The 838-nt window shown below is 45.5% G+C and carries 1 protein-coding gene; it reads left to right on the top strand.

What is annotated here, in order from left to right; translation table 11 throughout:
* Window positions 1-838 (top strand): Hsp70 family protein (locus L4C38_RS21270; RefSeq protein WP_428799517.1); only part of this gene is annotated, 838 nt, incomplete at both ends.

Raw genomic sequence — 838 nt, 5'->3', positions numbered from 1 at the left:
TGTGTTGCTGTTTTAGACGGCAACAAGCCACGCGTAATTGAAAACGCGGAAGGCGAGCGTACAACCGCATCTGTTGTAGCCTACACAGACAGCGAAACGCTAGTAGGCCAACCGGCTAAACGCCAAGCAGTGACAAACCCAACTAACACGCTATATGCAATTAAGCGTCTTATCGGTCGTCGTTTCGAAGACGAAGAAGTTCAGCGTGATATCGAAATCATGCCTTACAAAATTGTTAAGGCTGACAACGGTGACGCTTGGGTTGAAGCGCAAGGCCAAAAAATGGCGGCTCCTCAAGTTTCAGCTGAAATCTTGAAAAAGATGAAGAAAACGGCAGAAGATTTCCTAGGTGAGGAAGTGACTGGCGCAGTTATCACAGTTCCTGCTTACTTTAACGATGCTCAACGTCAAGCAACTAAAGACGCTGGTCGTATTGCTGGTCTAGAAGTTAAACGTATCATCAACGAACCAACAGCAGCAGCGCTAGCTTACGGTCTAGACAAGTCAGGCGGCGATCGTACTATCGCAGTTTATGACCTTGGTGGTGGTACATTCGATATCTCTATCATCGAAATCGATGAAGTAGAAGGCGAGAAAACATTCGAAGTACTAGCAACTAATGGTGATACTCACCTAGGTGGCGAAGATTTTGATAGCCGTCTAATCAACTACCTAGTAGACGAGTTCAAAAAAGAGCAAGGTATCAACCTTAAGACTGATCCACTAGCAATGCAGCGCGTTAAAGAAGCAGCAGAAAAAGCGAAAATTGAGCTTTCTTCTACTACTCAAACAGACGTAAACCTACCTTACGTAACTGCAGATGCGACTGGTCCTAAGC

The sequence above is a fragment of the Vibrio kasasachensis genome, from assembly GCF_050337565.1.
GTDB lineage: Bacteria > Pseudomonadota > Gammaproteobacteria > Enterobacterales > Vibrionaceae > Vibrio > Vibrio kasasachensis.
This window is presented reverse-complemented; position numbering and strand designations above follow the sequence as displayed.